Annotated in this window: 22 protein-coding genes and 1 tRNA gene; 8 read left to right on the top strand and 15 right to left on the bottom strand. The window is 59.2% G+C overall.

Going from position 1 to position 22,248, the window contains the following annotated elements:
* Positions 1 to 467 (bottom strand): ParB/Srx family N-terminal domain-containing protein (locus tag V7Z56_RS08905; RefSeq protein ID WP_334129048.1); only part of this gene is annotated, 467 nt, incomplete at its 3' end.
* A 201-nt stretch (positions 468 to 668) separates the two neighbouring features.
* On the opposite strand from V7Z56_RS08905, the gene V7Z56_RS08900 reads away from it, so the two are divergent.
* Genes V7Z56_RS08900 through V7Z56_RS08890 form a run of 3 tightly spaced genes read left to right on the top strand, consistent with a single transcriptional unit; the run spans position 669 to position 2,868 of the window.
* Positions 669 to 950, top strand: a complete 282-nt coding sequence (locus tag V7Z56_RS08900) for a DUF3489 domain-containing protein (RefSeq protein WP_334129046.1) — start codon at positions 669 to 671, stop codon at positions 948 to 950.
* Positions 947 to 1,363: a DUF2924 domain-containing protein gene (locus tag V7Z56_RS08895; protein ID WP_334129045.1), complete on the top strand. Its 417-nt coding sequence runs from the start codon at positions 947 to 949 to the stop codon at positions 1,361 to 1,363. Before V7Z56_RS08900 ends, V7Z56_RS08895 begins: the two co-directional genes overlap by 4 nt.
* Positions 1,360 to 2,868 carry a recombinase family protein gene (locus V7Z56_RS08890; protein ID WP_334129044.1) on the top strand — a complete coding sequence of 503 codons (1,509 nt, stop codon included), beginning with the start codon at positions 1,360 to 1,362 and terminating at the stop codon, positions 2,866 to 2,868. Before V7Z56_RS08895 ends, V7Z56_RS08890 begins: the two co-directional genes overlap by 4 nt.
* Before the next feature lie 509 nt (positions 2,869 to 3,377).
* On the opposite strand, the gene V7Z56_RS08885 is transcribed toward V7Z56_RS08890, so the two are convergent.
* The 12 genes from V7Z56_RS08885 to folK form a co-directional block, all read right to left on the bottom strand.
* Positions 3,378 to 3,470, bottom strand: a tRNA-Ser gene (locus V7Z56_RS08885).
* 67 nt (positions 3,471 to 3,537) lie between these two features.
* Positions 3,538 to 3,873 carry a hypothetical protein gene (locus V7Z56_RS08880; RefSeq protein ID WP_334129042.1) on the bottom strand — a complete coding sequence of 112 codons (336 nt, stop codon included), beginning with the start codon at positions 3,871 to 3,873 and terminating at the stop codon, positions 3,538 to 3,540.
* A gap of 171 nt (positions 3,874 to 4,044) precedes the next feature.
* Positions 4,045 to 4,968, bottom strand: coding sequence for a GTPase Era (era, locus tag V7Z56_RS08875; protein ID WP_334129041.1), 924 nt, complete (start codon positions 4,966 to 4,968; stop codon positions 4,045 to 4,047).
* Positions 4,961 to 5,662, bottom strand: a complete 702-nt coding sequence (gene rnc, locus V7Z56_RS08870; RefSeq protein ID WP_334129040.1) for a ribonuclease III — start codon at positions 5,660 to 5,662, stop codon at positions 4,961 to 4,963. The genes era and rnc overlap by 8 nt, the downstream gene beginning before the upstream one ends.
* On the bottom strand, positions 5,662 to 6,411 hold the full coding sequence (lepB, locus tag V7Z56_RS08865; RefSeq protein ID WP_334129039.1) for a signal peptidase I: 750 nt from the start codon (positions 6,409 to 6,411) through the stop codon (positions 5,662 to 5,664). Before lepB ends, rnc begins: the two co-directional genes overlap by 1 nt.
* A 104-nt stretch (positions 6,412 to 6,515) precedes the next feature.
* Entirely contained in the window at positions 6,516 to 6,926 is a 411-nt protein-coding gene (gene acpS, locus V7Z56_RS08860) for a holo-ACP synthase (RefSeq protein WP_334129038.1), read from the bottom strand.
* Between the two features lie 10 nt (positions 6,927 to 6,936).
* Entirely contained in the window at positions 6,937 to 7,677 is a 741-nt protein-coding gene (locus V7Z56_RS08855; RefSeq protein WP_334129037.1) for a pyridoxine 5'-phosphate synthase, read from the bottom strand.
* Positions 7,674 to 8,291 (bottom strand): DUF2062 domain-containing protein, encoded by a 618-nt coding sequence (locus V7Z56_RS08850; RefSeq protein WP_334129036.1) that lies wholly within the window; start codon positions 8,289 to 8,291, stop codon positions 7,674 to 7,676. Before V7Z56_RS08850 ends, V7Z56_RS08855 begins: the two co-directional genes overlap by 4 nt.
* Positions 8,292 to 8,314: 23 nt before the next feature.
* Positions 8,315 to 8,902 carry an orotate phosphoribosyltransferase gene (pyrE, locus tag V7Z56_RS08845; protein ID WP_334129035.1) on the bottom strand — a complete coding sequence of 196 codons (588 nt, stop codon included), beginning with the start codon at positions 8,900 to 8,902 and terminating at the stop codon, positions 8,315 to 8,317.
* A 32-nt stretch (positions 8,903 to 8,934) separates the two neighbouring features.
* Positions 8,935 to 11,079: a RelA/SpoT family protein gene (locus V7Z56_RS08840; RefSeq protein ID WP_334129034.1), complete on the bottom strand. Its 2,145-nt coding sequence runs from the start codon at positions 11,077 to 11,079 to the stop codon at positions 8,935 to 8,937.
* A gap of 153 nt (positions 11,080 to 11,232) precedes the next feature.
* On the bottom strand, positions 11,233 to 11,637 hold the full coding sequence (gene rpoZ / locus V7Z56_RS08835; protein WP_334129033.1) for a DNA-directed RNA polymerase subunit omega: 405 nt from the start codon (positions 11,635 to 11,637) through the stop codon (positions 11,233 to 11,235).
* Between the two features lie 150 nt (positions 11,638 to 11,787).
* Entirely contained in the window at positions 11,788 to 12,285 is a 498-nt protein-coding gene (gene folK, locus V7Z56_RS08830; RefSeq protein WP_334129032.1) for a 2-amino-4-hydroxy-6-hydroxymethyldihydropteridine diphosphokinase, read from the bottom strand.
* Positions 12,286 to 12,466: 181 nt separating this feature from the next.
* On the opposite strand from folK, the gene V7Z56_RS08825 reads away from it, so the two are divergent.
* Positions 12,467 to 13,072 (top strand): LabA-like NYN domain-containing protein, encoded by a 606-nt coding sequence (locus V7Z56_RS08825; RefSeq protein ID WP_443023770.1) that lies wholly within the window; start codon positions 12,467 to 12,469, stop codon positions 13,070 to 13,072.
* 354 nt (positions 13,073 to 13,426) lie between these two features.
* Positions 13,427 to 14,785 carry a DUF2235 domain-containing protein gene (locus tag V7Z56_RS08820; protein WP_334129030.1) on the top strand — a complete coding sequence of 453 codons (1,359 nt, stop codon included), beginning with the start codon at positions 13,427 to 13,429 and terminating at the stop codon, positions 14,783 to 14,785.
* Between the two features lie 72 nt (positions 14,786 to 14,857).
* Here V7Z56_RS08820 and smpB read toward each other — a convergent pair whose 3' ends face one another.
* Both smpB and dapA read right to left on the bottom strand, forming a co-directional pair.
* Complete coding sequence (gene smpB / locus V7Z56_RS08815; RefSeq protein ID WP_334129029.1) at positions 14,858 to 15,313, bottom strand: SsrA-binding protein SmpB; 456 nt, start codon at positions 15,311 to 15,313, stop codon at positions 14,858 to 14,860.
* 19 nt (positions 15,314 to 15,332) lie between these two features.
* A complete protein-coding gene (dapA, locus tag V7Z56_RS08810; RefSeq protein ID WP_334129028.1) occupies positions 15,333 to 16,211 on the bottom strand; it encodes a 4-hydroxy-tetrahydrodipicolinate synthase in 879 nt (292 codons plus the stop codon).
* A gap of 255 nt (positions 16,212 to 16,466) precedes the next feature.
* Here dapA and pepN point away from each other — a divergent pair, with 255 nt between their 5' ends.
* The 3 genes from pepN to V7Z56_RS08795 all read left to right on the top strand — a co-directional run bounded on the left by pepN (position 16,467) and on the right by V7Z56_RS08795 (position 22,248).
* A complete protein-coding gene (pepN, locus tag V7Z56_RS08805; protein ID WP_334129027.1) occupies positions 16,467 to 19,109 on the top strand; it encodes an aminopeptidase N in 2,643 nt (880 codons plus the stop codon).
* Between the two features lie 70 nt (positions 19,110 to 19,179).
* Positions 19,180 to 21,318 carry a lytic transglycosylase domain-containing protein gene (locus V7Z56_RS08800; protein ID WP_334129026.1) on the top strand — a complete coding sequence of 713 codons (2,139 nt, stop codon included), beginning with the start codon at positions 19,180 to 19,182 and terminating at the stop codon, positions 21,316 to 21,318.
* 69 nt (positions 21,319 to 21,387) lie between these two features.
* Complete coding sequence (locus V7Z56_RS08795) at positions 21,388 to 22,248, top strand: alpha/beta fold hydrolase (protein WP_334129025.1); 861 nt, start codon at positions 21,388 to 21,390, stop codon at positions 22,246 to 22,248.

Below are 22,248 nucleotides of genomic sequence, written 5' to 3'. Positions count from 1 at the left end.
ACAGCCGGAATGACCTCATCGTCGGGATCCGCCTGCCCGTCCAGGATCACATCGATCTCGCCCGTCGAGAACCCGGTCAGGGTCACATCCATATCAACATCAAGCGTGGCGAGGTCAGAGAGTTCCAGCTTGAGGATTTCCACATCCCATCCGGCATTGAGCGCGATCTTGTTATCGGCCAGGCGAAGGGCCCGCTTCTGGATGTCCGTGAGACCGGAAAGGGTAATAACAGGTACCTCTTCAAGACCCATGGCCTTCGCCGCAAGCAGGCGCCCATGTCCCGCAATCAAATGGCCTTCGGAATCGGCGAGGATCGGGTTGGTAAAACCGAACTCCTCGATTGAGGCTCTGATCTGCCCGATCTGCTTTTTTGAATGGGTGCGCGCATTCCGGGGATCGGGAACCAGGTCACCGACCGGTCGATAGGTCACGGTCAACTGGTTTTTAATGTCAAGACCTTCACTCATCTCGTATATCTAGCATGCTCATTATACCATATGTAGTATTTTAGAGAGGAATATAGCCCCTGCCAAGCTTTATATGAAACGACGGTCTCGAAGGACTGGACTTCGGGGCGCAGACGAGCGGTACTGTCGCTGTGCCCGTTTACCGGGCTGTTGTCGGTAGGGACGGAATACTTCCGCCCGATAGCAGGAGGATAAACTCTCATGGCATCCCATACCCCCAAATCACCACACCGTAACCGGCATAAGGCAACAAGTTCAGCCAATGCCAAAACGCCATCAGTGACCCCAACCAAACTTGAGCAGATGATCGCCCTTCTCAACCAAAAGGATGGCGCCAGTCTGGAGGAGCTCTGCATCGCCACCGGATGGCAGTCCCATTCGGTGCGCGGTGCTCTTGCCGGGACGTTGAAGAAGAAAGGCCATGCGATAACGTCCGAGAAAATCGATAGTATACGGCGATATCGCATCGGAGATCCCTCATGAAAAGTGGCTCCGATCTTGAGGCAGAGGTCAGGACACTGGAGACGCTGGGATTACGCGATCTGCGTCATCTCTGGGCCGCCCGTATCGGACCGACACCAAAATTACGCTCCGAAGAACTAATGCGCCTGATGCTGGCCTGGCGTCTGCAGGCAAAGGCTCTGGGCGGGCTCACGCCCGAGACACGCCGTCTACTCTCGCGCCGCGGGGCCGTTGCGCCCGAAGGTCGTACTCTTGGTGACGGCGCCATCCTGCGGCGGGACTGGCAGGGCCGCCGGATCGAAGTTGTGGTCAGGGCGGAGGGTTTCCTCTGGGAAGGAAAAACCTATCCGAGCCTCTCGGCCATCGCCTGGGCGGCGACCGGGACCCGCTGGAATGGCCCACGCTTCTTCGGATTGCGCGAGGCGGTACAATGAAGCCGCCGGTAAAACGCTGCGCCATCTATACGCGCAAGAGTTCCGAGGAAGGGCTTGATCAAAGTTTCAACAGTCTCGATGCCCAGCATGAGGCCTGCGAGGCTTATATCAAGAGCCAGGCCAGCGTAGGCTGGCGATCCCTCCCCGCCCGCTATGACGATGGCGGCTATTCCGGCGGCAGCATGGAACGGCCCGGCCTTCAGAAGCTGCTCGCCGATATCTCCGCGGGCCGCATCGATATCGTGGTCGTCTACAAGATAGATCGGCTGACCCGCTCGCTCGCGGATTTTGCCCGCATGGTGGAACTGTTCGAGCAGAATGACGTCAGTTTCGTGAGTGTCACACAATCCTTCAATACCACCTCCAGCATGGGACGGCTGACCCTCAATGTACTTCTCTCTTTTGCCCAGTTTGAACGCGAAGTCACGGGAGAGCGGATCCGTGACAAGATTGCCGCGTCCAAAAAGAAGGGCATGTGGATGGGCGGCAGTCCACCGCTTGGGTATGACCTGCCAGAGGCCGGCTCCCGAAGCTTGCGGATAAATGACGCAGAAGCCAGCATTGTCCGCAGGATCTTTGAAAGATATCTGCAGCTCAAATCCGTCCATGCCCTGGTACGAGAGCTTGATGTACAGGGTATTCGATCAAAGACCCGGACAACGCTGAAAGGAAGAACCATCGGCGGCCAGCCCTTCAGCCGCGGTGCGCTCTTTCATCTGCTGCGAAGCCGTGTCTATCTCGGGGAGGTTCCGCATAAGGATCTGTCTCATCCCGGGCTGCATGAGGCGATAATCGATGCGGAGCTATTCGCGGCTGTGCAGGTACAACTTCATGCCAATGCCCGACGTCGCAAGGCGACCGGCAAAAGCGTGGCCAGCTCGCCACTCGCTGGCCGCATCTTCGATACGGACGGGCAATCGATGTCCCCGACCTTCGCCTATGGGCGGGGTGGCAAGCTGTATCGCTATTATGTGTCAGCGCCCTTGCAGCGCGGCGCAAAGCGGGACCAACAGGACAGCGCGCCGCGACGTATCTCAGCAGCGACAGTTGAAAGTCGATTGATCAAGACACTGGTCCGTCTTCTCCCCAGCTTGCAGGAGGACCCGCTCAAGATTGTTCGTCGCCTCGAAATACATGCAAGGCATGTCGACGTGTTTCTGCCACTCAAATTTATCGGCAGGATCACAGAAAATCTTCATACCGGCGAACGGGCCGCCCCCGATCCGGCGGAAACGGAATGCTTGCGACTGATCCTGCCCTGGCGGATGCAGACGCGGGGCGGCAGGACCGATATTCTTGCCGGTGACAGAAACACGCCTCAACCCGATCCCTCTTTGATCCGGGCCTTGCGCAGCGCCTATGCGATGCTTGATCGGGATACAATGAAAGGACCGATCCTGCAGGCAGCGCCCGCCTCCCCCTGGCGGCGCAACCTGGTCCGCCTGCCTTTCTGGCTCCCGATATCCAGCGCGTCATACTCGAAGGGCGTCAGCCGGATCATCTGACACTGGCCCTTCTGATGAAGGAAAATATCCCCTTGCTTTGGGCTGACCAACACCGCAAGTTCGGGATCAATACCGCGGATTAAAGTCAGATAAAGCGCCTACGGGGATTTCCTAATTCACCTGTTAATTTGATTAAAACTCCCTGTTAATCGCAATAACAGGCCCTGTTATGGCGCTTAATCGACCTGTTATGACTAATTAACAGGAAAGTGCCATTTTACGACCATAAGGCGCTGAATTTACGTGATAAAATTTTAACCTCCAAGACGATAGGAGACGATTTTACCCTGATAACGGTCATTTTTATAAAAAATTCCCTGTTAATGCCCTGTTCGCGTGAAACTCACCCTACCATCAGACGGCCGGAGACGGGATGGCTATTGGCCGCCGAATGACCGACATCTAACTGCCCGGAGACTCGAGCGAGAGAGGGAATGGTCGCAAATAAGCGCCCTGTTACGGGCCCTTGCGTCGCCAGACAAGATTAGAGACAAATTGCCGGGGGTGGATGGCGGTGAGCGAGGGATTCGAACCCTCGATGGAGCTATAAACCCCATACTCCCTTAGCAGGGGAGCGCCTTCAGCCACTCGGCCAGCTCACCGGGCGGCGGCAATATGGCAGATTTTACCGGGCTGTCCAAGCATTTAAATCGCTTTTTCGCTTTTTTATCAGGACAGCGCGCGGTGGCTCATGATCCATTCGCGGGCGAGCTTCTGAGCCTTCGCGATTTCCTGCGAGGACATGTCCATTGAGATCTCGGCGCGATTCTCCCTCGCCTCTTCGATGCCGTTCATTGCGGCCAGATTGAACCATTTATGGGCCGCAACCAGATCCTGCGGAACGCTCTCGCCCGTGGCGAACAGGAGGCCCGCGCGGAATTGATCATAAGGAACACCGGCATCGGCATTTTTCAACTGTTTCTCGACGTAGTTCTCATTTGCATTCAACATTGTTCCAATCCCTAAGTAGTCGATTAGCAAAACAACAACTTCGAATGGCAGCATGATGTAAGGTATTTGGTTAAAATTTTATTATCACCGTTCGAATTTTAACCATGTTTGTAAAGATATGCGGAGAAATCATGACAAAAGAGGGGTATTATCCGGAAAGCTGCGGCTTTTTCGGGGGCATTCACGGCAGATTAAAAGCGCAAGGGATGCGCGCGATGGGGAAATTCAGCCGCTGTTTTTTGGGAAATCAAGGCCCATTTCGCGATATCTCTCCGGATCGTCGAGCCATTTCTCGCGCACCTTGACGAAGATGAAAAGATGCACCCGGCGCTCGAGCATTTCCTCGAGCTCGGCCCGCGCGGCGGCCCCGATCTGCTTGATGGTCTGCCCGCCCTTGCCAAGCACGATCGGCTTGTGATTGGCGCGCGAGACGAACACTACCTGCGCTATGCGGACGGAGCCGTCCTTGCGCTCCTCCCAGCTTTCGGTCTCGACGGTGAGCGAATAGGGAAGCTCCTGATTGAGGCGCATAAAGAGCTTTTCGCGGGTCACCTCGGCGGCGAGCTGGCGCATTGGCGCGAGCGCGAGCTGATCTTCCGGATAAAGCCACGGGCCGAGCGGCATTTCCCGGCCGAGCGCGGCGCGAAGATCGGCGACGCCGTCGCCTGACAGCGCCGAGATCATGAAGATGTCATCGACGATGCCGAGATCGCTGAAACTTTGCGCGAGCGCGAGCAGGCTGTCACGCTTGATGATGTCGATCTTGTTTAAAATTACATGCGCGCGCCGGCCGCTCTTCTGCAGCCCCTCGACGATGCGCTTCACATCCTTGGTTATTCCGCGTGTCGCATCGACGATGAGAGCGATCCTGTCGGCTTCCGCCGCCCCGCTCCACGCCGCATCGACCATCGCCTGCTCGAGCCGGCGGGTCGGCTTGAAGATACCCGGCGTATCGACAAAGATGATCTGGCTCTCGCCCTCGAGCGCGATCGCTGTCACCCGCGCGCGGGTCGTCTGCACCTTCGGCGTGACAATCGCGATTTTTGCCCCGACCAGCTGGTTGAGCAGGGTCGACTTGCCGGCATTCGGCGCGCCGACCAGCGCAACATAGCCGCAGCGTGACGGCGCAGCCACCTTCTCCTCACTCACCTTGCAACTCCTTCAACATTTTCGCGGCCGCCTTCTGCTCCGCCGATCGCTTGGACGAGCCGACGCCGGTCGCAGGCGGATAGCCCTCCACCTTGACCATCAGCGTAAAGCGGCGGTCGTGATCGGGCCCGGTTTCCTCGACTACAGTATATACGGGAAGGCCCCGGCCGTGTTTCGCCAGCCATTCCTGCAACGCGGATTTGGCATCTTTTCGCGAGGCATCCTTGCGATCGAACCGCGGCCACCATTTCAGCTCGATAAACCGGCGCGCCGCCGCCATTCCCCCATCGAGATAGAGCGCCGCGATCAGGGCTTCCATCACATCTTCAAGGATCGCCGGATTTTCCCGCCCGCCGGCCGCGGCAAGGTCGCCGGCCATGAGGATATAGTCCTGCAACCGCATCTCAAGCGCGATTTCGGCGAGCGTTTCGCGGCGCACCTGCGCATTGTAGCGACGCGACAGCTGGCCTGAGTCTGCGGCGGGAAAGCGGCGGAACAGCTCCTCCGCAATCACCAGCCCGAGAACGCGGTCGCCGAGAAACTCCAGCCGATCATAGTCGGCGCGGGTCGGTCTCCCCCCCTTCCCCTTGACGAGCGAGGAATGCGTGGTCGCCGCTTTGAGCAGCTCCATATCGGCGAAGTCATGCCGCAGCAGCGCCGCCAGATCGCTGAGGCTTTTTGCCGCCCCTGTCATCAGCTTAAGGAATTGAATATCCGGTTCCAGCGAATGCCCGTCGGATATTTCCAGACTTCATACCAGGCAGCGGAACCGTTCAGTGACATAAACAGGATCTCGGCGCGGCCGACCAGATTCTCGACCGGCACAAAACCGACATGGCTCAGAAACCGGCTGTCGGTCGAATTGTCGCGGTTGTCCCCCATCGCGAAAAGATGCCCCTCGGGCACGGTGTAGACATCGGTATTGTCCATCATCCCCTGCACCGTCTCATCGAGGGTGAGATAGGTGACGCCGTTCGGTAGGGTCTCGCGGTACTGGGCGATGCGGCGGACGTTGCCGAAACGGTCCTGATCGACGAAATCTTCAACCCGCTCACGCTTCACAGCCGCACCGTTGATATGAAGGACGCCATTGATCATCTGCAGCCGATCGCCCGGCAGACCGACAATCCGCTTGATATAGTCGATGGGCTCACCGATCGGTTTCTTGAAGACGGCAACATCGCCCCGCTCGGGCAGGCTTTCAAACACGCGGCCCGACAGCGGCGCCATGCTGAACGGGAAGGAATGGCGACTGTAGCCATATGCATATTTCGACACGAACAGATAATCGCCGATCATCAGGGTCGGCAACATGGATTCGGACGGGATCTTGAATGGCTCATAGGCAAATGTGCGGATGACGACCGCAATCAGCACTGCATAGATAATCGTGCGGATCGTCTCACCGATACCGCCCTTGGGCTTCGCCGCTGCATCCTTCATCAACAAACTTCCACGTCAATAATCAGATAATGTCACATTCAATTGCATGAACGGCCCCGGCAGGCAACTCATTTCGGGGCGGATCGTATCGTTGCCGAACGCCGCTATTCGTCTATCGGAACCGCGGTAATCAGGACGAGCGCCTGCGCCTGCGGCGGCTCATCCGTCATGGTGAGATGGATTTCCGCCCGCATTCCGGACGGTGTGATGCGCTCAAGCTGCAACAGCGCGCCGCCCGTCAACACCAGCGTCGGCTGGCCGGTCCGCAGGTTGACGACGCCCATGTCGCGCCAGAACACGCCGCGCCGAAAACCGGTGCCGAGCGCCTTGGAGCAGGCCTCCTTGGCGGCGTAACGCTTGGCATAGGATTCGACGCGATTAAGGCGCCGCTCCGATTTCGCGATCTCCACCTCGGTATAGACACGCCGGATGAAGCGATCGCCGAACCGGGCCAGCGTCTTCTCGATCCGCCGGATGTCGATAATGTCGTTACCGATGCCAATGATACGGGACATGACGCGCGCCTCAGGCCCCGGATCGGCGGCCGTCGTCCATCAGGCTGCGCATCTTGCGGATGGCTGGCTCAAGACCGGAGAAAATTGCCTCGCCAATCAGGAAATGACCGATGTTCAGCTCGACAATCGTCGGGATTGCGGCAATTGGCGCGACCGTGTCATAGGTGAGACCGTGGCCGGCATGGCATTCAAGGCCCAGTTCCTCGGCAAAGACCGCCGCCTTCTGGATCCGCTCCAGCTCATGGGCGCGCGCCGCCGCATCGAGCGCATCGCAATAGGCGCCGGTATGGATCTCGACGATATGGGCGCCGATCTTCTTCGCAGCCTCAAGCTGGCGCGGCTCGGCCTCGACGAACAGCGAAACGCGGATGCCGGCGCCCTTCAGGCTCTCGACATAGTAACGCAAGCTGTTATGACCGCCCGCGACATCGAGGCCGCCTTCTGTCGTCCGCTCCGCCCGCTTTTCAGGGACGAGGCAACTCGCATTGGGTTTATGCGCGAGCGCGATGGCCAGCATCTCCTCGGTTGCGGCGATTTCCAGATTGAGCGGAATGGTCAGCTCCTCTGCCAGACGGGTGATATCGGCATCGCTGATATGGCGGCGGTCTTCCCGCAGATGCGCGGTGATCCCGTCCGCGCCCGCCGCTTCGGCAAGGCGCGCCGCCCGCATCGGGTCCGGATGCACGCCGCCGCGGGCATTGCGAATGGTCGCCACATGATCGATATTCACGCCAAGCCTTAAATGCTTCATTTGTCCGTCATCCTCTTGTCCGCCGCGTCGCCATTGCGTTCCGCACGGCGCTTCTGACCCTTCTCAATCGCTGCCGCCCGCCGCTCCTGAAAGCCGCTGATCAACGCTTTCAGAGGATAGAACAGGAGCAGCCAGACGCAAACAGAAACCGGCACGCTCGCAATCAGCATCGGAACGACAACGTCGCCAAAAATATGTGATACTTCCGTCCAGTGCCCGGACCAGAGACCTTCAAAAAAGGTCGTCAGGCTGGCATCGGGGTAGGCCCGCTGATCCGGATCCACGCCCTGCATCCAGCGTCCCAGCTTATACAGCATCGTCCAGATGAAGGGGAAGGTCCAGGGGTTGCCGACCGCCGTACCAAGCGCGGAGGCAAGAATGCTCGCCCGCAGGATCCATGCACTCACCCCGGCAAGAATAAAATGCAGGCCGATCAGCGGCGTGAAGGAGACAGCCGCCCCGCAGGCGAAGCCCGCCGCCAGGCTGTAGGGCGATCCTTTAAGACGCGCGAGCCGGTAGCCGACATATTTCGAGGACCGGCGAAAACCGATCGACGGCCAGAAAAAGTCCGCGAGTTGCCGGAGCCGCGATACTTTGGTACGACGGCGAAACATTTATATTCTGTCCACATCGACGCTCATTTAATATTGCGGCTACCCGGCTTTACGACAGGAACATCCGCGAGCTCAGGCGGCACCTGATCCGCGGGGAAGGTGCGAACCTCCATTTTCATCAGGGAGACGAGCGGCACGCCGACGTCGGCCGTTCCGTTGGAGCGGTCGATCAGGCAGGTTGCGCCGATCACCTCGCCGCCGGCTGCGCGAATGGCGTCGATGCATTCGCGGCTCGATTTACCGGTGGTAACAATATCCTCCGACATGATCACGCGCGCGCCGGGCGCAAGCGAGAAGCCGCGCCGGAAGGTGAAGACGCCGTTTTCCCGCTCCGTGAAGATGCCAGGCACGGCAAGCTGGCGCGCCAGCTCATAGGCAATGATAATCCCGCCCATAGCCGGACCGACGACCACGTCAACCGCATCCTCGCCGAACTTCTCCCTGACCCGCGCGGCAAGGGCGGCAGCAAGCGCGGCGGCGCGATCGGGATACATCAGCACTTTCGCGGCCTGCAGATAATGATCCGAATGGAGCCCCGAACTCAGGAGAAAATGCCCTTTGAGCAGCGCATCCGTCTCGCGAAAATGGGCGAGGATCTCTTCATTCTTCATTTTTACCCTTTCAATCCTTGAAGCGCCGGCATCTATCCGGCCGATCTTTCCACGGAGCTGATCACGGGGTCCGCCCGCAACGCCGCGATGATATTGATAAGATGGCGCACATCCTTCACCTGGATGTCGATGCGCATTTCAAAAAAATCCTGGCTGCGATTGACGATTACCAGATTGCTGATATTGCCGTTGTTCGACGCGATCGTCGAGGTCACGCCCGAAAGAGCGCCCGGCTCATTGGCGATGATGATGGAAATCCGCCCGACCGAGAGCGCCTGCTGGTCGTCCTCATCCCAAGACACATCGAGCCAGCGCTCCGGCACATCGGCGAACTGTTCGAGCGTATGGCAATCAATGGTATGGATCGTCACGCCGCGCCCGGTGCTGACAATGCCGACGATGCGATCTCCCGGCAGCGGGTGGCAGCAGCCGGCGAGATGCATCGCCATGCCGGGGATCAGCCCGCGAATGGGAATGGAGTTGGAGCGGCCGCCCGATTTCGAGCCGCCGCGCCGGAGCGCGACAACTTTATCCTTATCGACTTTTTGCCGTTCACCCGGGAAAATAACGTCGATGAGCTGCCGGCCGGTGCGCGTTCCGTCGCCGAGCATGCAGTAAATGTCATCGATGGTTTCCTGATTCCACACTTCGACAGCCGCCTGCATTGCCTTTTCGGCGAACTGCTTGCCTTCCATGCGGAACGCCTTTTCGGCGATCGCCTTGCCAAGCTCGATATACTGGTCGCGCTGCTTGATGCGGGTGAAGCGGCGGATTGCCGCGCGCGCCTTGCCGCTGACGACGAAGCCGTCCCATGTCGGCGACGGCGTCTGGTTCTTGGAGCGCAGGATCTCGACCTGATCGCCGTTGCGCAAAACCGTGCGAAGCGGAACCAGCCGACCGTTGATCTTGGCGCCAACGCAGGTATTGCCGACATCGGTATGGACGGCATAGGCAAAATCCACCGGACTGCTGCCCTGCGGCAGGGAGATGAGATCGCCCTTCGGGGTGAAGCAGAAGACCTGGTCCTGGAACATGCTGAGCTTGGTGTGTTCCAGAAATTCGTCCGGATCGGCGCTGGTCTCCAGAATTTCCAAGAGCTCACGCAGCCAGCGATACTGCCGGCCTTCCCTCACCTGCTCAAGATTCTGCTTGTATTGCCAATGCGCGGCAACACCATATTCGTTGGTCTCATGCATCTCGCGGGTGCGGATCTGCACCTCGATGCGCTTCTGCTCGGGACCGATGATCGTCGTATGGATGGAGCGATAATTATTGCGCTTGGGCAGCGAGATGTAATCCTTGAAGCGGCCCGGCACCATCGAATATTTCGCATGCAGGATGCCAAGGACGTGATAACAGTCCTCGACCGTGTCAACGATGATCCGGAAGGCGATGATATCGGCGAGCTGCTCGAAGGAGACATTCTTCGTCTCCATCTTCCGCCATATCGAATAGTAGCGCTTTTCCCGCCCGAAGATTTCGGCGTCGACATCAGCGCTTGCGACATCTTTTTTGAGCGCGGCAACGATGCGCTCGACAATGTCCTCGCCCTCCTCGCGCAGATATTCAAGGCGCCGCTTGATGGAGTTCCGCGCCTCGTTATTCAACTCGATAAACGCAAGATCTTCAAGATCGTCGCGGAAATTCTGCATACCGATCCGTTCGGCGAGCGGCGCGTAAATCTCCATCGTCTCGGTGGCGATGCGCTTGCGCTTCTCCGGGTTCTTGATGAAATGCAGGGTGCGCATATTATGCAGCCGGTCAGCGAGCTTGACGAGCAGCACCCGGATGTCGTTCGACATCGCAAGCAGCAGCTTGCGGAAGTTTTCGGCCTGCTTCGTCTTGTCCGATTGCAACTCTAGCTGCGAGAGCTTGGTCACCCCGTCGACGAGAGCGGCGATTTCGCTGCCGAAAATCTCCTCGATCTGCTCTTTGGTGGCGACGGTATCCTCGATCGTATCATGCAGGAGCGCCGTCACGATGGTCGCGGTATCGAGCTTGAGCTCGGTCAGGATGCCCGCGACTTCGATGGGATGGGAAAAGTAAGGATCGCCGGACGCACGCTTCTGACTGCCGTGCGATTTGACGGTAAAGATATAGGCGCGGTTGAGCAGGTCTTCATCCGCCTGCGGATCATACTTCAGGACGCGATCGACGAGTTCAACCTGGCGCAGCATCAACAGCTACGGCGCCATTGCGCGCCGCCCTCCCCCCGCCACCATTGATCGGTCAGCCCGAACCTTGCGCGGATCGTTTCACCCAAACGCCGGTTTCCCGGCATTTGAGTGAGAAGGAAGAGGATTAAATGCCGGAAATGACCCCTGTCTTGCTCAGTTGTCGTCGAACGGGTCATCAACGTCTGCTTCCGGTGCCGCCGCGTCCCCATCCGTTGCGCCGACTTCATCGGCTGAAAAAGTGTTCTCGATCAGGTTTTCCTGAATAACGCCAGCCCATTCGTTGCTGGCGCTCATCAGGGCAGCCATATTGTCTTCCTCCGGCTCGTCCACTTCGACCCGGCGCTGCAGGGAATGAATAAGATTGTTCTTCAGCCCGTCGATATCGATCGTGCCGTCGCCGATTTCGCGCAAGGAGACGACCGGGTTCTTGTCATTGTCCCGATCGACCGTCAGCATCGAACCGGCCGCAATCTCCCGGGACCGGCGCGCCGCCAGCAGGACAATTTCGAAGCGGTTCGGAACTCGTTCTACGCAATCTTCAACGGTGACGCGTGCCATTTATGGTAACTCCAATTGTCTTTGAATTCAGCCTACTACATATTCACTTGTGTAGCGGATAGCAAGTCAAAGTGACAGAAAAAGCCGCTGAAAACCAGCAGTTTCTCTATCCTGCGTGACTTTATCGCACCTGCGAGACGACGCCCTGGCTCAAAGCCGCTCGATTATCTGGGTTTCGCCGAGTTTTGCGATCTGCTCCGCCGCACTTCTGCCGCTCACGGGATGGCGCCATTCGGGCGCGATTTCGCCAAGCGGCGCGAGCACGAAAAGCCGCGCCTCGATCTGCGGATGCGGCAGGACAAGCCCGGCCGCCTGATCGCGGTTCACCGTTACCTCGCCGTTATAGTCCAGAAGATCGAGATCGAGGAACCGCGCCGCCCATTTTTCGCGCCGAACGCGCCCGAAAGCCGCCTCCACCTCATGCAGGCGCTGCTCGAGCGCGGCGGCGAAAAGCTCGGTCTCTACGGCGATCACCGCATTGACGAACCAGGGCTGGTCGGAGATGGGAACCGGCGCCGTCCGGTACCAGCCGGACTGACGGAGGACCTTGGCAAATTCCGCGACGCGCGCAATCGCCGCCTTTAGCGTATCGACGGGCGCGCCATAGACGGGATGGGGAAGGTTCGCGCCGAGGCCGATCAAAATCACGGTTAATTTTCCTTAAAAATCACGAAAATGCCTCGTTTTATGCCCGGAGAAACCATAATCATCTGAACGGGCTGCATTTCTTTGCTAGAGAAATCCCAATTATTTTGCTATTGGTTTAAGGATTAGGGAGCAATCGCGACCGTAACAAGAATTATTTATAATATTATGTGCGGAAATGGGAATGCCTTTTTACCCCGAAGAGCGGATCGCTCTTTTTATTGACGGGTCAAATCTATACGCTGCGGCACGCGCGTTGGGGTTTGATATTGACTACAAAAGGTTATTGCGCGAATTCACCTCGCAAGGGAGGCTCGTGCGCGCGTTTTACTACACCGCGCTGATCGAGGATCAGGAATATTCGCCGATCCGCCCCCTCGTCGACTGGCTCGATTATAATGGCTACACCATGGTCACCAAGCCGACCAAGGAGTTCACCGATTCCGCCGGGCGGCGCAAATACAAGGGTAATATGGACATCGAGCTCGCCATCGACATGATGGAGCTTGCGAAATATATCGACCATGCGGTCCTGTTCTCCGGTGATGGCGATTTCCGCCGTCTCGTCGAATCGATCCAGCGTCAGGGCGTGCGCGTCAGCGTCGTCAGCACGGTCAAATCGCAGCCACCGATGATCGCCGACGAGTTGCGCCGCCAGGCCGACTTCTTCATCGAGCTGAAAGATATGGAAAAGCGCGTCGGGCGGACCGCGAGCCCGCGTCCCGATCGCGACTATGAGCAGTTCCCGAACGAATTCGACCCCTATGAGGACGCCGAGGAAATCGCCTGACCCTCGCCTGCCGTCCGCCATCCGTTCCCGCCGCGCGACTTTTGCGCCTCTCGTCTCCACAACCTCTACGAGCAGCCGGAAAAGCATTTCGGACCTCAGCGCCGGAGGCGTCCGCCAAGCCGCAATTGAGTGAAATTTGCGCGCATTCTTGCCAGCTGGGGGGAAAGCGGGCCGGACGCCGCGCATTTTTTCATAGAATGAGCGGCCCGAATGCGGCTACAATAGCGCCCGTAATCATGAATGAGTGCCGTTTCGTAACCTGATTTGCGTCCTTGTCGTTCTCGCGGTCTTGTAAAATCAGGCCGTCTTTTGCACCCGGTTTGCTACAATAGTCTTGGTCAGGAAGGGAAAGCGATGGCACGAAAGCTTGTGGTCCTGAGTGACGGCAGCTGGATATCGCCGCAGTTCAGAAGCCGCAATCGCCGCGTTCCGGGAAACGCCACCCTCACCTATCAATGTATCGCCGAGGCAACGCCGGAGGGCGATGAACAGCGTCTCTATCTCCATGACCATGAAGCAAGGCCTGCGCTCCACCGCCGTCTGATGCAGCGGACCTTCGGGCTCGGCATGAAGGCGGAGATCATCCACAGCTACCGCTTTCTCTGCGACAACTACCGCACTGATGCAGGGGATGAGATCTATCTTCTCGGCGCCGGGCTCGGCGCCTTCAATATTCGCCGCCTCGCCCATCTGATCGACAAGGTTGGCATTCTGCCGGCCGACCGCCCGGACCTGCATGCCAAAGCCTATGAATACAGCCAGATCCCGGTCGAGGCGCTGCAGTCGCCGGCCGCCGAGGCACTCGCGGCTGAGCTGCCGGTCAACCGGGTGCGGATCCGCTTTCTCGGCTGCTGGGATACCGTCGGCAGTTACGGCCTACCACTGCCCGGCCTGCATCATATCTCGCAAAGCTGGATGACCTTCAACGATCACCGGGTGAACGGAAATGTCGACTTTGCCTGTCAGGCGCTCGCGCTCGATGAACGGCGGAGCCGCTTCAAACCCGGCCTCTGGACCGGCCTGCAATCGCCCGAGACGCGAAAGGTCGAGCAGGTGTGGTTTGCCGGCTCGCATGAAAATGTCGTTGGCGGGCGGCGCGATAGCCGCCTTTCCGATATCGCGCTGCACTGGATGATCGACCGTCTCCGAAGCGAGGGGCTGCATATCGATATGCAAAAGCTGGAACAGCTCACCAGCCCGGATATCAACGGGCGGATCGCCATGAACCGGCGCAAGGTTGCCGGCATTCCGATCCCTTTTCGCAAGCCCTTCAACAGGCCGTTCGGGCAAACCGGCCGCCTTTCCGATCATAGCGGGATGGAGCCGGAAAAGCTGCATGAAAGCGTTCTTATCCGGCGCGCGGTCGATCGCAAATACCGCCCGCGCCAGATCGCGACCCTGCCCGACAGTGATCTCCCCGTCTATTGCGACTTCGTTGCCGATGCGCATGACAAACGCCGTCACCCGCGCATAACCGTCGACTGGCCGGGTTTCGTCATCGCCAACGGCGCCAAGATAACGGTCAGCCTGGTCGATTACAGCCGCTACGGCGCAAAAATCTGGCTTGAAGAACGGCTGCCCGAAGGCACATCGCTGGTCCTGCAATCCTCGCGCGCCTTTTCCGACGGGCTGAAGAGCCAGGTCGTCTGGGCGGCGGATCATTTTCACGGCATCCGCTTCGCCACCCCGATCAGCCGCGAGGCAATGGGGTAACATTTCCGTTTGCACGCCTGACATTAAACTGTGCAGGACACTGGAGCGTGCTAGCCAGAGGAATGACTCGTCTTAATTATGCTGCTTCATCAGCCGCTGCTTCTCGCGGCCCCAGTCGCGGTCGCGTTCGGTCGCCCGCTTGTCATGCTGCTTCTTGCCGCTGGCAAGACCGAGCCTGACCTTGACGATGCCACGGTCATTGAAATAGAGCGACAGCGGCACCAGCGTTTTCCCCGCCTTCTGGATCTGTCCGGCGATCTTGTTGATCTCCCGCTTGTGCATCAGGAGCTGGCGCGGGCGGAGCGGATCGTGGTTGAAGCGGTTGCCATGCCCATATTCCGCGATATGCGCGTTGATCAGATACAGGCCCTCATTTTCAAAAGACGCATAGGCGTCCTGAATGTTGGCCTTGCCGGCGCGCAGGCTCTTGACCTCCGTGCCATGCAGGATCAGGCCCGCTTCAAATTCGTCATGAATGAAGTAGTTGTAGCGGGCCTTGCGGTTTTCGGCGATCGTTCGACCAGCCATAACAAAAATTTCCGTTATCTCAGTTCAGGATGCCCGCGTGACGCATCGCGGCCTCGATCGCCTGCTTCGTTTCGTCTTTAACGACCGGGATCAGCGGCAGGCGGATATCCTCCCGGCATTTCCCGAGCAGCGACAATGCATATTTGGTAGGCGCCGGGCTCGATTCAAGGAACAGCGCCCGGTGCAGCGGCATCAGCCGGTCCTGCAGATCGACCGCCTTCTTATAGTCGCCCGCAAGCGTTGCTTCCTGCATCGCGGAGACGAGGTCGGGCGCCACATTCGCGGTTACCGAAATACAGCCGTTGCCGCCCTGGGCGTTAAAGCCGACAGCGGTTCCATCTTCCCCGGAAAGCTGATTGAAATCGGTACCGCAATGCAGCCGCTGCAGCGTGACGCGCGAGACATCGCCCGTCGCATCCTTGACGCCGACAATGTTCGGCAGCTTCGCGAGCCGGCCCATGGTCTCCGGCGTCATATCAACAATGGAGCGGCCCGGAATATTGTAGATATAGATCGGGATCTCCACCGCATCATGGATTGCCTTGTAATGGGCGTACATCCCTTCCTGCGTCGGCTTGTTGTAATAGGGCATGGCAATGAGCACCGCGTCTGCCCCCGCCTTCTTCGCATGCTCGGTGAGGCGAATCGCCTCCATCGTGTTGTTAGAGCCCGTGCCTGCCATGACCGGCACGCGGCCCTTCGCAACCTCGATGCAAAGCTCGACCACGCGGTCATGCTCCGGGTGGCTGAGCGTCGGGGATTCGCCCGTCGTGCCGACCGGGACAAGCCCCTTCGTTCCGGATTTTATTTGCCAGTCACAGAGGGATTGAAACGATTTTTCATCCACGCGCGCTCCATCGAAGGGAGTGACAAGCGCAGTGATCGATCCTCTAAACATGACAATATCCTCGAGTAAAAATTTCCGTAATTCGCCCATTTATCCGGTCCGGCCCTGCCGGCAACCGTTCTTTTCATCTGGCGAAGGCCTGATTTACAGCCATGAAAGCCCGGAAAGCAAGCGGTAACTGCATGAAATCCCGCCCATTACGCCATAAACTGTGACCTTTGGCGCATCTTTCTTCCCATCCCCGCCTTGATCCCCCCGCCGAGGAAGTTACATTTGGTCTATTGTTCCCAAATTATAAGGTGTCCCTTGTCCAAGTCCCTCGCCAAACCGGCCGCCATTCATCTACGCGATTATAAAGCCCCGGAATTTCTGATCAAGACGGTCGACCTGCGCTTCGAACTTGGTGAGGAAGAGACGATCGTCACCTCGCAGCTTGCCCTGACGCGAAACGACAGGCAGGCGACCGCGCTTGCGCTGAACGGCGAACATCTGGAGCTGGTGTCGGTCAAGCTCGACGGCAGGCCCCTTTCGGCGCGGGAGTACCGGCGGACCGACAAGCTGCTGACCATCCCCGTCAGTGCGTCGATCGACGAGTTCACGCTCGAAATCGTCACCCGCATCCGCCCGCAGGAGAATACGGCGCTCGAAGGGCTTTATAAATCGAGCGGGAATTTCTGCACCCAGTGCGAGGCCGAAGGCTTTCGCCGCATCACCTATTATCTCGACCGGCCCGATGTGATGGCGACCTTCACCACAAGGATTGTCGCCGACGCCGCGCGCTATCCGGTCATGCTCTCAAACGGAAATCTGACCGGCAAAACGCTCCTGCCCGATGGCCGCACCGAAGTGACATGGCACGACCCGCACCCCAAGCCCGCCTATCTGTTCGCCCTCGTCGCCGGCGACCTTGCCAGGGTCGAAGATCATTTTACGACCCGCTCCGGCCGCAACGTGACGCTGCAGATTTTTGTCGAGAAGGGGAATGAAGACAAATGCGACCACGCCATGGAATCACTCAAGAAAGCGATGCGCTGGGATGAGGAGAAATACGGCCGCGAATATGATCTCGACATCTTCATGATCGTCGCGGTCAGCGATTTCAACATGGGAGCGATGGAAAACAAGGGCCTTAATGTCTTCAACTCGAAATATGTCCTCGCCTCGCCCGAAACCACAACGGACGCCGATTTCGACGGCATCGAGAGCGTCATCGCTCATGAATATTTCCACAACTGGACCGGCAACCGCATCACCTGCCGCGACTGGTTCCAGCTCACGCTGAAGGAAGGGCTGACCGTTTTTCGCGATCAGGAATTTTCCGCCGATATGAATTCGGCTGCCGTGCAGCGCATCGGCGATGTGCAGCGCCTGCGCGCCGCGCAGTTCCCCGAAGATGCCGGCCCCCTCGCCCATCCGATCCAGCCGCAAAGCTATGTCGAGATCAATAATTTCTATACCGCCACGGTCTATGAAAAAGGGGCCGAGGTAATCCGCATGATCCACACGCTGCTGGGCCCTGAGAAATTCCGCAAAGGCATGGACCTCTATTTTGATCGTCATGACGGGCAGGCGGTGACGACCGAGGAATTTGTGAGCGCGCTTGAGGATGGCTCGGGCGTTGATCTCACGCAGTTCCGCCGCTGGTATGTGACGCGCGGCACGCCGGAAATTTTTGTCAGCGAAGCCTATGACGCGAAGAGCGGCGACTACACGCTGACGTTCGAGCAGAAAAATATCAAGGCCGGCAAAGACTTCAAACCGCTGCATATTCCGCTCCGCATGGCGCTGCTGGATGAGGCGGGCAATCCGCTACCCTTCCCGGACGGACCGCATAAAGGCGCGCAGGAAGCCGTCTTCAGCTTGACGGAAGAAAGCCAGTCGATGCATTTCAGCGGCCTGGCCGCCCGCCCGCGCCCGTCCCTTTTCCGCGGCTTTTCCGCACCGGTGATCCTCAACCAGAAGCTGGAGGATACCGACCTTGCCTTTCATTATGCGAAGGATCCCGATCCGTTCAATCGCTGGGACGCCGGCCAGCGCCTCGCGGGCGACATCATCCTGAAACAGGTCGCCGCGATGAAGGACGGGAAACCTGTCGCGCTGCCGGAGGCATTTCTCTCCGCCTTCGCCGCCCTCCTCGATGACAAGGAGATTGACCGCGCCTTCGCCGCCCTCGCCCTCACCCTGCCGAGCGAGCAGGACGTCGCCCAGACGATGCCGGTGGTCGATGTCGACGGGCTGCACCGCGTGCGCGAAGCCGCCCGCCAGCAGCTTGGCCAGGCCTTCGAAGAAAAATGGCTGCAGATCTACGAGGAATGCCGCGCGGTGCCGGCGCCCGGCAACCAGCCCGAGAGCGGCAGCCGGCGGCTTAAGAATACGGCGCTTCACTATCTGATCGCCACCGGGCGGGAAGATTATTACCAGCTCGCCCGCGCCCAGTACCGGACGAGCGACAACATGACCGATACGGTCGCGGCCCTCTCTGCCGTTCGCGACATCACCGACCCGATTCGTGATGAGATGTTCGCCGACTATTATGACCGCTGGCAGAAGGACGACCTTGTCGTCGACAAATGGTTCTCGCTGCAGGCGACGGCGGTGCGCGAGACCACGCTCTGCGACGTGCAGGCGCTTATGGAGCATCCGGCCTTTACGCTTCTCAACCCCAACCGCATGCGCTCGCTGGTGGGATCATTTGCGTCCGGCAATCCCGTCAGCTTCCATGACATAAGCGGGGACGGTTACCGCCTGCTCTCTGGCGTCATTGGCGCGCTCAATAAACCCAATCCACAGCTCGCCGCGCGGCTTGTCGCACCGCTCGGTCAATGGCGCCGCTATGACAGCGCCCGCCAGAAGCTGATGAAGGCGGAACTTGAGAATATTCTGAAACTTCCGGATCTTTCCGATCACGTTTACGAAATGGCAAACAAAAGCCTGCAGGATCAGGGCTGATGTCTGCTACTATGGCCGACATGAGGATCCGGGGCGGAATCCTGATACTGTTGTGTAACCGGCGAAGATCATGTTGAAAAGCCGCGCCCAGATGGCGCTGATCGCAAGTCTGACATTGCTTTTCCTGCCCGCTGCGGCGGGCGCAGCGGGTCCGTCCTCGAAATCGGCGGCGAACCCGCCTGTTCCGCTGCCTATGGACAAGCCTCACGCTATCGCCGTTGCAGGCCTCGTCGTGAGCGACGCGCCGCGCCCGGGAAATCGCCCGGCGAATATCGAACTGCCGCCCCATCCGCTCGCAACCGGCCTTCTCAGCCGCAAGGATCTTGGCATTTACAAAGCCGCCTTCGCCGCCGCGGAAGCGCAGGACTGGACGCGGGTCCGCTTTCTGGTGAGTGAGGCAACATATAAACTTCCCGCCAAGATTCTCGACTGGCGCTATTTCACGACCTACGACACACAGGCGAGTTTCAACGAAATCACCGCCTTCATACGCGAAAACCCCCATTGGCCCTATCAGGTAACCTTGCGCCAGCGGGCCGAGCAGGCGCTTGCCGTGCCGGTGCCGCCGCAGAAAACCGTCGACTGGTTCACCGTCAACCCGCCCCGCACCGGCACAGGCATGTATCGATATGGCGAGGCGCTGCGGTTTCTGGGCCGTGACAGCGAGGGCCGGGACTGGATCCGCCGCGCGTGGCGCGAAGGTGATCTGCCGGAACTGATCGAGAAGGAAATCTTGCGCGAGGCCGGCAGCTTTCTTGACCGGGCCGACCATGAAGCCAGGCTCGATCATCTGCTGTGGGAGCGGAACAGCAGCGCCGCCGAGCGCGTGCTGCCACGGGTGAGCGCCGACGTCCAGAAACTCGCCCGCGCCCGGCTCGCGCTGATGACCGGGACGGGCGATGTGGACGCGCTCGTCCGCGCCGTCCCGGAGCGGCTGCAGAATGACCCCGGACTGCTGTTCGAGCGGACACGCTGGCGTCGTGTCCGGTCGCTCTACCCGGAGGCGCAGGAGCTGCTCTTCGGCCTCGATGCCGAGGTGCCACATGCCGAAAAATGGTGGCTGGAGCGGCATATCCAGGCGCGCGAGCTGCTGACGGACGGCGACATCGCCCGCGCCTATCAGCTCGCCAGCCGGCACGGGCTGAAATCCGGCGCCAACTTCGCCTCTGCCGAATGGCTCTCGGGCTGGATCGCGCTTCGCTTCATGCACGATCCCGAGACCGCGCTCCAGCATTTCGGAACGCTCTATGAGAATGTCGGCTACCCGATCAGCCGCTCCCGCGGCGCCTACTGGATCGCCCGCGCACAGGCCGCCCGCGGCGATGCCGCGATGGCGGAACACTGGTATCGGACCGCCGCGCAATATTACACCACCTACTATGGCCAGATGGCGCTGCATGAACTTGGCGAGCGGCGGCTGCCTGCCATTCCGGCAACGACCGCCCCGCGCGGGCAGGATGCGACAATCCCCGGCATGGAGGAGCTCTATCTCGTCATCCGGCAGCTTGCCGAACTTGGCGAGGAGCGCCTCACCCGCCCGTTCCTGCTGCATCTCACCGACAAGGCGACGCGCGAGGCGGAATATGCGACCCTCGCCGCGCTTGCCAATAGCGTGAACCGCCCCGATTTCGCCATTGCCATCGCCAAGCAGGCGTCGCAGTCGGGCACGGAAATCATCGAGATCAACTGGCCGACGCCCTCGCTCGCGCTTCAGAACCCGCCCGTCGAGGAAGCGCTGATGCTGGCCATCGCGCGGCAGGAAAGCTCTTTTGCGCCCGACGCCATCTCGCGGGCCGGCGCGCGCGGCCTGATGCAGCTCATGCCGGGCACAGCGGAGCAGGTATCGCGCAAGCTCAACGTCAGCTATTCGCAGGATCTCCTGATCGCGGATCCGGCGTACAATGTCCTCCTCGGCAGCAATTATCTCGCGAGCCTGATTGCTGCCTATAACGGCTCTTATGTCCTCGCCATTGCCGCCTATAACGCCGGCCCCTCGAATGTGAACCGGTGGATCAGTGAACATGGCGATCCGCGCACGGGCGCGATCGACAGCATCGACTGGATCGAGTTTATCCCGTTCGGCGAAACGCGGAACTATGTCCAGCGGGTTATCGAAAACCTGCAGATCTATCGGGAGCGGCTGGCGGAGCGGGAGGGGAAAGTCCTGCAGATTGCCGAGGATATCAATCGCGGCAATCCTGCGGATTGAGCGCTATCTTCGCTTGCATTCGCGTGCCGGATGTTGTCCTGTGATTGGCGCATTCAGGGGTATCAAGTTATGACGTTCAGCGAACATTATTATACGTCCTCGGACGGCCTTAAATTATATTACCGGGAATATGGGACGGCGGAAGACGCCTGCCCCATCCTCTGCCTCTCGGGCCTGACGCGAAACTCCGGTGATTTTCACGACTTCGCGGAGCGTTACTCGGCATCGCGCAAAGTCTATGCCCTCGACTATCGCGGCCGCGGCAAATCCGATTATGATCAGAACTACGGCAATTATAATCCGCAGGTCTATCTTGGCGATATCTATACCTTTCTGACGCAGAAAGGCATTGACCGGGCACTCTTCGTCGGTACGTCGCTCGGCGGGTTGCTGACCATGGCGATGGCCGGGCTCGCCAAGCAGTTTATTGCGGGCGCCATCCTCAATGATGTCGGACCAGAAGTCGACAGCTCCGGCGGTACGCGGATCCTCGACTATGTCGGCAAGGATATCCGCTTTCCGACGCGGGAGGCGGCAACGGCGCATCATCGGGAGAGTTATATTGGCGCCTATCCCGATCTTGACGAGAAGGGTTGGGAAAAGGTTGCGATGAATACTTACGCATTCGATGAAGCGCAGAAGAACTACCGCCTCAACTACGATCTCGCGCTCGGCAAGGCGCTTGCAGACCAGTTGGGCGGCGACCAGCCGGTCGATCTCTGGCCGTTTTTCAAGGCGCTTGGCGATGTACCGCTGCTCGCGATCCGCGGCGCGCTGTCCGATGTGCTGAGCGCGGAGATATTTGCCCGGATGCAGGTGGAAAATCCGCAAATGCAGGCGATCGTGATCGAAAATCGCGGCCATATCCCGCTGCTCGATGAACCCCCTCTCCTTGCCAAGATGGACGACTTCATTGCTGGAATTCGATAG

Origin of the sequence: Sneathiella sp. (genome assembly GCF_036844445.1) — a bacterium.
Taxonomy (GTDB): domain Bacteria; phylum Pseudomonadota; class Alphaproteobacteria; order Sneathiellales; family Sneathiellaceae; genus Sneathiella.
The sequence above is the reverse complement of the archived record's forward strand: the minus strand, read 5'-3'. Positions and strand labels throughout refer to the sequence as shown.

Excerpts from the sequence above, each read along its gene's own strand:
- V7Z56_RS08900 (WP_334129046.1), top strand. The coding sequence starts at position 669 with ATGGCATCCCATACCCCCAAATCACCACACCGTAACCGGCATAAGGCA.
- V7Z56_RS08895 (WP_334129045.1), top strand. The coding sequence starts at position 947 with ATGAAAAGTGGCTCCGATCTTGAGGCAGAGGTCAGGACACTGGAGACG.
- V7Z56_RS08890 (WP_334129044.1), top strand. The coding sequence starts at position 1,360 with ATGAAGCCGCCGGTAAAACGCTGCGCCATCTATACGCGCAAGAGTTCC.
- V7Z56_RS08880 (WP_334129042.1), bottom strand. The coding sequence starts at position 3,873 with ATGCTGCCATTCGAAGTTGTTGTTTTGCTAATCGACTACTTAGGGATT.
- rnc (WP_334129040.1), bottom strand. The coding sequence starts at position 5,662 with ATGACAGGGGCGGCAAAAAGCCTCAGCGATCTGGCGGCGCTGCTGCGG.
- lepB (WP_334129039.1), bottom strand. The coding sequence starts at position 6,411 with ATGAAGGATGCAGCGGCGAAGCCCAAGGGCGGTATCGGTGAGACGATC.
- acpS (WP_334129038.1), bottom strand. The coding sequence starts at position 6,926 with ATGTCCCGTATCATTGGCATCGGTAACGACATTATCGACATCCGGCGG.
- V7Z56_RS08855 (WP_334129037.1), bottom strand. The coding sequence starts at position 7,677 with ATGAAGCATTTAAGGCTTGGCGTGAATATCGATCATGTGGCGACCATT.
- V7Z56_RS08850 (WP_334129036.1), bottom strand. The coding sequence starts at position 8,291 with ATGTTTCGCCGTCGTACCAAAGTATCGCGGCTCCGGCAACTCGCGGAC.
- pyrE (WP_334129035.1), bottom strand. The coding sequence starts at position 8,902 with ATGAAGAATGAAGAGATCCTCGCCCATTTTCGCGAGACGGATGCGCTG.
- V7Z56_RS08840 (WP_334129034.1), bottom strand. The coding sequence starts at position 11,079 with ATGCTGCGCCAGGTTGAACTCGTCGATCGCGTCCTGAAGTATGATCCG.
- rpoZ (WP_334129033.1), bottom strand. The coding sequence starts at position 11,637 with ATGGCACGCGTCACCGTTGAAGATTGCGTAGAACGAGTTCCGAACCGC.
- V7Z56_RS08825 (WP_443023770.1), top strand. The coding sequence starts at position 12,467 with ATGCCTTTTTACCCCGAAGAGCGGATCGCTCTTTTTATTGACGGGTCA.
- V7Z56_RS08820 (WP_334129030.1), top strand. The coding sequence starts at position 13,427 with ATGGCACGAAAGCTTGTGGTCCTGAGTGACGGCAGCTGGATATCGCCG.
- smpB (WP_334129029.1), bottom strand. The coding sequence starts at position 15,313 with ATGGCTGGTCGAACGATCGCCGAAAACCGCAAGGCCCGCTACAACTAC.
- dapA (WP_334129028.1), bottom strand. The coding sequence starts at position 16,211 with ATGTTTAGAGGATCGATCACTGCGCTTGTCACTCCCTTCGATGGAGCG.
- V7Z56_RS08800 (WP_334129026.1), top strand. The coding sequence starts at position 19,180 with ATGTTGAAAAGCCGCGCCCAGATGGCGCTGATCGCAAGTCTGACATTG.
- V7Z56_RS08795 (WP_334129025.1), top strand. The coding sequence starts at position 21,388 with ATGACGTTCAGCGAACATTATTATACGTCCTCGGACGGCCTTAAATTA.